1 protein-coding gene is annotated in these 656 nt (G+C 59.5%); it reads left to right on the top strand.

Annotated features, from left to right (window positions below; genetic code table 11):
- The coding region (locus tag OCGS_RS07860) for a cation diffusion facilitator family transporter (protein WP_040610784.1) at positions 1-537 on the top strand (537 nt) is incomplete at its 5' end.
- Positions 538-656: the final 119 nt, after the last annotated feature.

Below are 656 nucleotides of genomic sequence, written 5' to 3'. Positions count from 1 at the left end.
GTCGACGCTCTGACTGCGGCGCTCACCTGGTCCATGCAGAAGGGCAGCGTGAACATCCGCGCGCTCTTCCTGCACAACCTCTCGGATGCGCTCGCCTCGGTCGCCGTGATCGTCGGCGGCACGCTGATCATTCTCTACGACCTGCGCTGGGTCGATCCCGCAATCACCATCGGTATCGCGCTGTATATACTGTATCTCGCACTGACCGAGATCGGCGGCCCGATCCGGACACTGATGCTGGGCAGCCCGCCGGATATCGACAACTCGGCCGTGATTGCCGCGATGCGGGACGTGGACGGCGTTACGGATGTCCACCACGTGCATCTATGGCAGATGCAGGAACACGAGGCGGCGCTCGACTGCCACGTGGTCGTCGCCGAAGATGGATGGACAAGAATTGAGGCCATCAAGGGCGAGATCAAAGCACGACTGAGCGAGCGCTTCGGCATCGCTCATTCCAGCCTCGAATTCGAGAATGAAAGGAACGCCCACACCAACGCCAACCTCTACGGTCACGGTAGTAATGGCCATGAATGATCAGGAGCACGAATTGACGGAAGAACGATATTATCTCGCACCTTCATACACTTAAGCGCAGGGCGGGCAGTGTCAGCTTGGTGGAGAAGGTTGGATATCAGGCCCATCCCCTCCGCCAC

Source organism: Oceaniovalibus guishaninsula JLT2003, assembly GCF_000299575.1.
Taxonomy (GTDB): domain Bacteria; phylum Pseudomonadota; class Alphaproteobacteria; order Rhodobacterales; family Rhodobacteraceae; genus Palleronia; species Palleronia guishaninsula.
The sequence above is the reverse complement of the archived record's forward strand: the minus strand, read 5'-3'. Positions and strand labels throughout refer to the sequence as shown.